7 protein-coding genes are annotated in these 5,557 nt (G+C 72.3%); 3 read left to right on the top strand and 4 right to left on the bottom strand.

The window, feature by feature from the left end:
- Positions 1 to 23: 23 nt before the first annotated feature.
- Both cobT and ACFQ7Q_RS37425 read right to left on the bottom strand, forming a co-directional pair.
- Entirely contained in the window at positions 24 to 1,112 is a 1,089-nt protein-coding gene (gene cobT, locus ACFQ7Q_RS37430) for a nicotinate-nucleotide--dimethylbenzimidazole phosphoribosyltransferase (RefSeq protein WP_383563529.1), read from the bottom strand.
- Positions 1,113 to 1,156: 44 nt separating this feature from the next.
- Positions 1,157 to 2,362 (bottom strand): bifunctional adenosylcobinamide kinase/adenosylcobinamide-phosphate guanylyltransferase, encoded by a 1,206-nt coding sequence (locus ACFQ7Q_RS37425; RefSeq protein ID WP_383563526.1) that lies wholly within the window; start codon positions 2,360 to 2,362, stop codon positions 1,157 to 1,159.
- 91 nt (positions 2,363 to 2,453) lie between these two features.
- Here ACFQ7Q_RS37425 and ACFQ7Q_RS37420 point away from each other — a divergent pair, with 91 nt between their 5' ends.
- Positions 2,454 to 2,657 carry a hypothetical protein gene (locus ACFQ7Q_RS37420; protein ID WP_362367585.1) on the top strand — a complete coding sequence of 68 codons (204 nt, stop codon included), beginning with the start codon at positions 2,454 to 2,456 and terminating at the stop codon, positions 2,655 to 2,657.
- Positions 2,658 to 2,735: 78 nt separating this feature from the next.
- Here the strand turns inward: ACFQ7Q_RS37420 and ACFQ7Q_RS37415 are convergent, their stop codons facing one another.
- Together ACFQ7Q_RS37415 and ACFQ7Q_RS37410 are read right to left on the bottom strand one after the other, a co-directional pair.
- Positions 2,736 to 3,470 (bottom strand): class I SAM-dependent methyltransferase, encoded by a 735-nt coding sequence (locus ACFQ7Q_RS37415; RefSeq protein WP_383563523.1) that lies wholly within the window; start codon positions 3,468 to 3,470, stop codon positions 2,736 to 2,738.
- A gap of 80 nt (positions 3,471 to 3,550) precedes the next feature.
- Positions 3,551 to 4,147, bottom strand: coding sequence for a DUF3043 domain-containing protein (locus tag ACFQ7Q_RS37410; RefSeq protein ID WP_383563520.1), 597 nt, complete (start codon positions 4,145 to 4,147; stop codon positions 3,551 to 3,553).
- Between the two features lie 269 nt (positions 4,148 to 4,416).
- On the opposite strand from ACFQ7Q_RS37410, the gene ACFQ7Q_RS37405 reads away from it, so the two are divergent.
- Complete coding sequence (locus ACFQ7Q_RS37405; RefSeq protein ID WP_383563518.1) at positions 4,417 to 5,220, top strand: PspA/IM30 family protein; 804 nt, start codon at positions 4,417 to 4,419, stop codon at positions 5,218 to 5,220.
- Between the two features lie 12 nt (positions 5,221 to 5,232).
- On the top strand, positions 5,233 to 5,511 hold the full coding sequence (locus ACFQ7Q_RS37400) for a hypothetical protein (protein WP_383563514.1): 279 nt from the start codon (positions 5,233 to 5,235) through the stop codon (positions 5,509 to 5,511).
- The last annotated feature ends 46 nt before the right edge of the window (positions 5,512 to 5,557 follow it).

The following is a 5,557-nucleotide window of genomic DNA, read 5'->3' as shown; positions in this document are numbered from 1 at the left end:
TGTGTATAAGAGACAGGATCCGGCTAGTTCTCCTCGTCCGGGGAGTCCGCCCCGGCATCGTCCGGAATGGTCGGTTCCGGCTGCTCGGGCAGCTCGGCGGCGAGCGCCGCCGCGGCCTGGACGAGGGGAAGAGCGAGCATGGCCCCGGTTCCCTCACCCACGGAGACGCCGTGGTCGAGCAGCGGGTTGAGTGCCATCCGGTCCAGCGCCTTCGCCTGCGCCGGCTCCCCGCTGACCTGACCCGCCAGCCACCAGTCCGGCGCCCGGAACGCCGCCCGCTGCGCCACCAGCGCACAGGCCGCGCCCACCACGCCGTCCAGGATCACCGGCATCCGGCGCACCGCGCTCTGCAGCAGGAACCCCGTCATCGCCGCCAGGTCGGCCCCGCCGACCGCCGCGAGCAGTTCCAGCTGGTCGCCCAGGACCGGCCGGGCGCGTCGCAGCGAGTCCCGGACCGCCGCGCACTTGCGCATCCACGCCAGGTCGTCGATCCCGGCTCCGCCCCGGCCGGTCACGACGGAGGCGTCCGTCCCGCACAGGGCCGCGATCAGCGTCGAGGCCGGTGTCGTGCCGCCCACGCTCAGATCGCCGAGCACGACCAGGTCCGTGCCCGAATCGGCCTCCTCGTCGGCGATCGTCATGCCCAGCCGTACCGCTGCCTCGGTCTCCTCCGCGGTCAGCGCGTTCTCGATGTCGATCCGGCCGCTGCCGCGCCGCACCCGGTGGCGGACCACCTCGGCCGGCAGCAGCTCCGGCTCGCAGTCCAGACCGGCGTCGACCACCCGCACCGGGACGTTCGCCGCGCGGGCGAGCACCGCCACCGGGCTCGCGCCGTCGAGGACCGAGCGGACCAGCTCGTACGCGGTGCCGGCCGGACGGCCGGACACCCCGAGCGAGGCCACCCCGTGATCGCCCGCGAAGAGCACCACGCGCGGCTGCTCGATCGCCCGAACCTTGACCGAACCCTGAGCCGCCGAGAGCCACTCGCCGAGCTCGTCGAGCCGGCCGAGCGCACCGGGCGGAACGATCAACCGCTCCCGGCGTTCCTCGGCGTCACGCCGTACCCCGCCGTCGGGGCGCTCGATCAGATCGGAGAAGTCGTCCAGGTTCAAGGCTCTTCCTTGTGGCGTCGGCGGTGGCCATCGGTGATCGCACCCTACCCGCGCAGCACCAGAGCCTGTCCCGCGACGACGAGGAGTACCTGCTCGCACTCGTCGCCGAAGGCCGCGTTCAGCCGGCCCAGCTCGTCCCGGAAGCGCCGCCCCGCCGCGGTGGCGGGCACGACCCCCGAGCCCACCTCGTTGGTGACGGCGACGACCGTACGGGACGTGGCCCGCACCGCCGCAACCAGCTCCTCGACGCGCTTCCGCAGAGCCTCCTGCCCGCCGCTCGCCCACTGCTCGTCGTCCCAGGCCCCCACCCGGTCCATCGCGTCCGTCAGCCACAGCGACAGGCAGTCGATCAGCAGCGCCGGGCCCTCGGCCTCCGCGAGGAGCGGTACGAGGTCGCAGGTCTCGGCCGTGCGCCAGGAGCCGGGCCGCCGGTCCCGATGGAGGGCCACCCGCTGCGCCCACTCCGGGTCGTCCCGCCGGGTCCCGGAGGTCGCCACGTACATCACCTCGGGGAACGTCTCCAGGCGCCGCTCGGCCTCCACCGACTTGCCCGACCGGGCCCCGCCGGTCACCAGCGTCCTGCGCGGCACGTCCGGTACGGCGTGGTACTCGCCGACGTACAGCGTCGTGCCGTCCGGCACCGTCCGCGCCCCGGCCGCCGCGAGCCGCCGGTCCAGTTCCTCACCGCCCGGCACGTCGTGGTCGAGATGGACGGCGATCACCTCGGTGTTCGCGGAGACGGCCCCGGTCGCCCGCAGCCGGGCCAGCGCGTCCGGGCGGCCCGTGGCGTCCATGACGACCATGTCGTACGGACTGCGGTGATCGTCGGTCAGACCGGCGGGGGAGCCGCCCGGCGGCAGATAGAGCAGCCGCTCGCCCTCCGGCGACGTCACCTCGTACCCCGTACCGGGCGAGTCCATCGACACGGCCCGCACCCGGTGTCCGCTGATCAGCGTCAACTCCCGTCCGTCCGGCACCCGTCCCGCGGACGGCAGCCCGGCCGGCACCTCCACGGCCGGTCCGTCGTGCGGGTGGGTCAGCAGCACCTGCCGTACACCGACCAGCGAATGCCCCGCGCGGGCGGCGGCCAGCGCGGCCCCCGGCGTCAGGTCGAGCAGCAGCGCCTCGTCCACGAGCAGCGCGGTGGCGGCCCGCGCACGGTCACCGCGGGAGGTCGCGCACACGGCGCAGGGGCAGTCGGGGCGGGGGAGCCCGAGGGGGGCGCCGGTGCCGAGCAGAGTCAGTTCCACCCATTGATCCTCCCGCGTCACCGCGAGGGGTGCGCGCCCGGCTACGCTGCGGGCAGGAAACCGATCATCCGGTGAGCCTCAGGAGGCGGACATGGCATGGACGTGGCGGTTCGAGAAGTCCGACGGCACGGAGACCGCTCCCGCGGTGGAACCGGAGGACTGGACGACCCAGGGCGACGCCGAGTCCTGGATCGGTGAGGTCTGGAAGGACCTTCTGGAGGGCGGGGCGGACCAGGCCACCCTCTTCGAGGACGACACCAAGATCTACACGATGTCGCTGAACGCGGAGGCGTAGGACTCCCGGCGGCCGGTCCCTCCGCGGGCCCGGCCGCTCACCGTCCCGCCCCCCGTCGGGCGCGGGACGCGCGGGGCGTCAGCCCCGGACACCGCACAGGTGGAGCAGCGCCGCTATCCGGCGGTACGGCTCCGTCCGCCCGGCACGGTCCTCGGCGGCGAGCAGCCGCTCCAGCTCCTCGGCGGCCGGCAGGCCCACGTCGCCCGCCATCCCGTCGGTGAAGACCCGCACGCCGTACCAGGCATGCAGCGGTGCGGCGATCCCCGCCAGCGTCGACGTCAGCGCGTCGAGGCGGTCGGCCCGCACCTTGAATCCGCTGTCGTCGGTGTACGTGTCCGACTCGAAGCCGGTCAGCGCGCCCGACCAGTCCCCGGCCAGGCCGGGCCGCATGGACAGCGCGTCCGCGTTCCGTACCACCAGGGAGAGCAGACCGCCGGGGGCCAGCATCCGGGCGAGGCCCGCGAGCAGGGCGTCCGGCTCGTCCGCGTACATCAGGACACCGTGGCAGAGCACCACGTCGAAGCTGCCCGGGAGGAAGTGCACACCGGTCTCGCGGCCGTCGCCCTCGATCAGCCGGACCCGTTCACGGATCCCGGCCGGTTCGGTGGCCAGCGAGTCCCGGGCGGCCTTGAGCAGCTCGGGATCGGCCTCCAGACCGGTCACCGTGTGACCCGCCCTGGCCAGCCGAAGGGCCTGGGTTCCCTGCCCCATGCCCGCGTCCAGGATCCGCAGCCGCTGCCCCACCGGGTAGCGGCCGGCTATCTGCTCGTCGAGCTGGCGCGCGATGAGCTCCTGACGGACGGTCTCGCGCAACCCCCCGTACCCGCTCGGCCACGGGGAGGCGGCGGGCAGCAGCGGACCGCTGCCCGCGCCGGAACCGGAGCCGTTCGTGCTCAGGGCCGCTCTCCGCGCTTGACCTGCGGCTTCGGCAGTCGCAGTCGGCGCATCTGGAGCGTACGCATCAGGCCGTAGGCCACGGCACCCCGCTTCGGCTCGTTCGGGAAGCGCTCGTTCAGCTGCTTCTTCAGACGGAGCCAGATGCCGATCGAGTCGATGACGATCATCACGATCACACCGAGCCAGAGCAGCAGCGAGATGTTCTGCAGCGCCGGGACGCGGATCATCGACAGGACGAGGATCACCACGGCCATCGGGAGGAAGAACTCCGCGATGGAGAAGCGCGAGTCGACGAAGTCGCGCACGAAGCGGCGGACCGGACCCTTGTCACGGGCCGGCAGATAACGCTCGTCGCCGCTGGCCAGAGCCTCGCGCTGACGGGCCAGGTCGGTGCGGCGGGCCTCGCGGGCGCGCTTGGTGGCCTCCTTGCGGTCGGTCGGCACCGTCGCGGCGCGACGGCGCTGGGTCTGCGCCTCACTCCGCTTCGGGGTCGGGCGGCCCTTGGGGGCCTCAGGGTCGCGGGGCTGCTTGGAGAGGTCCGCCGTCACCTTGTCGGTGGGGGCCTTCTCTTCCTTGGAACGGCTACGGAACACATTCCCCAGAGTACGTGGTGGGGGGTGTGGACCCCAGTCCGGCCGGGAACGATCCGGTATCGGCCTGCGTCTGTGGGGGTACGCACGGACGACACGCACGCTTTCCCTGAGGTCCATCTACACCCTGGGCCTGAGGAAGCCCAGGCGTAGTCGTCCTTGGGGAGGAGCACATCCGCCCCCGAACAGTGCGGTAATGGAGGCAGGGACCGTACTGTGGATCCTGTTGGAGTGCTTGAGCCGAGTCCGTCAGAAGGGGGCGCGCGAAGCCCATGAGCGGTGTCATGAAGCGTATGGGGATGATCTTCCGCGCGAAGGCAAACAAGGCCCTCGACCGGGCCGAGGATCCGCGCGAGACCCTCGATTACTCCTACCAGAAGCAGCTGGAGCTCCTGCAGAAGGTCCGGCGGGGCGTCGCCGACGTGGCGACGTCGCGCAAGCGGCTCGAACTGCAGCTGAACCAGCTCCAGGGCCAGTCCGCCAAGCTGGAGGACCAGGGCCGCAAGGCGCTGGCGCTCGGCCGTGAGGACCTGGCCCGCGAGGCGCTGTCCCGCCGGGCCGCGCTGCAGCAGCAGGTGAGCGACCTCGAGGTGCAGCACCAGACGCTGCAGGGCGAGGAGGAGAAGCTCACGCTGGCCGCGCAGCGACTCCAGGCCAAGGTCGACGCCTTCCGTACGAAGAAGGAGACGATCAAGGCGACCTACACCGCCGCGCAGGCGCAGACCAGGATCGCCGAGTCGTTCTCCGGCATCTCGGAGGAGATGAGCGACGTCGGCGTGGCGATCCAGCGCGCCGAGGACAAGACGGCCCAGCTGCAGGCCCGGGCCGGCGCGATCGACGAGCTGCTCGCCTCGGGCGCGCTCGACGACCAGTCGGGCCTGGCCAAGGACGACATCCAGGCGGAGCTGGACCGGCTCTCCGGCGGTACGGACGTCGAGCTGGAGCTCCAGCGGATGAAGGCCGAGCTGGCCGGCGGCCCTTCGGACTCGAAGCAGGCGATCGAGGGCGGTACGGGCACGCCGCAGGACCAGGCCCAGGGCCGGCCGTCCTCCAACCCCAGGTTCGACAAGCAGTAAGGACGGCGCGTCATGATCGTAAGGATCATGGGGGAGGGCCAGTGGGAGCTGGCCGACAGTCACTTCGCCGAGCTGAACAAGCTGGACGACGAACTGCTCGCCGAGATGGAGTCGGGAGACGCCGACGGCTTCCGCCGTACGTTCTCGGCCCTGCTCGACGCGGTCCGCCGCCTCGGCGAGCCCCTCCCCGTCGACGCACTGGAACCTTCGGAACTGATTCTCCCGGAACCGGACGCGACGCTCGAAGAGGTCCGGGAGATGCTCTCCGACGACGGTCTGATTCCGGGCTGACGCCTCCGACATCGACGGCAGCGCCCCGCCTCCCGCACAGGGAAGC

Origin of the sequence: Streptomyces sp. NPDC056527, assembly GCF_042794475.1 — a bacterium.
In the GTDB taxonomy this organism is placed as follows: Bacteria; Actinomycetota; Actinomycetes; order Streptomycetales; family Streptomycetaceae; genus Streptomyces.
Note: the sequence above shows the minus strand (reverse complement) of the source record. Positions and strands in the feature narration are given on the sequence as shown.

Bases quoted from the DNA above. Each gene is read 5' to 3' on its own strand.
- ACFQ7Q_RS37405 (WP_383563518.1), top strand. From the start codon at position 4,417: ATGAGCGGTGTCATGAAGCGTATGGGGATGATCTTCCGCGCGAAGGCA.
- ACFQ7Q_RS37420 (WP_362367585.1), top strand. From the start codon at position 2,454: ATGGCATGGACGTGGCGGTTCGAGAAGTCCGACGGCACGGAGACCGCT.
- ACFQ7Q_RS37400 (WP_383563514.1), top strand. From the start codon at position 5,233: ATGATCGTAAGGATCATGGGGGAGGGCCAGTGGGAGCTGGCCGACAGT.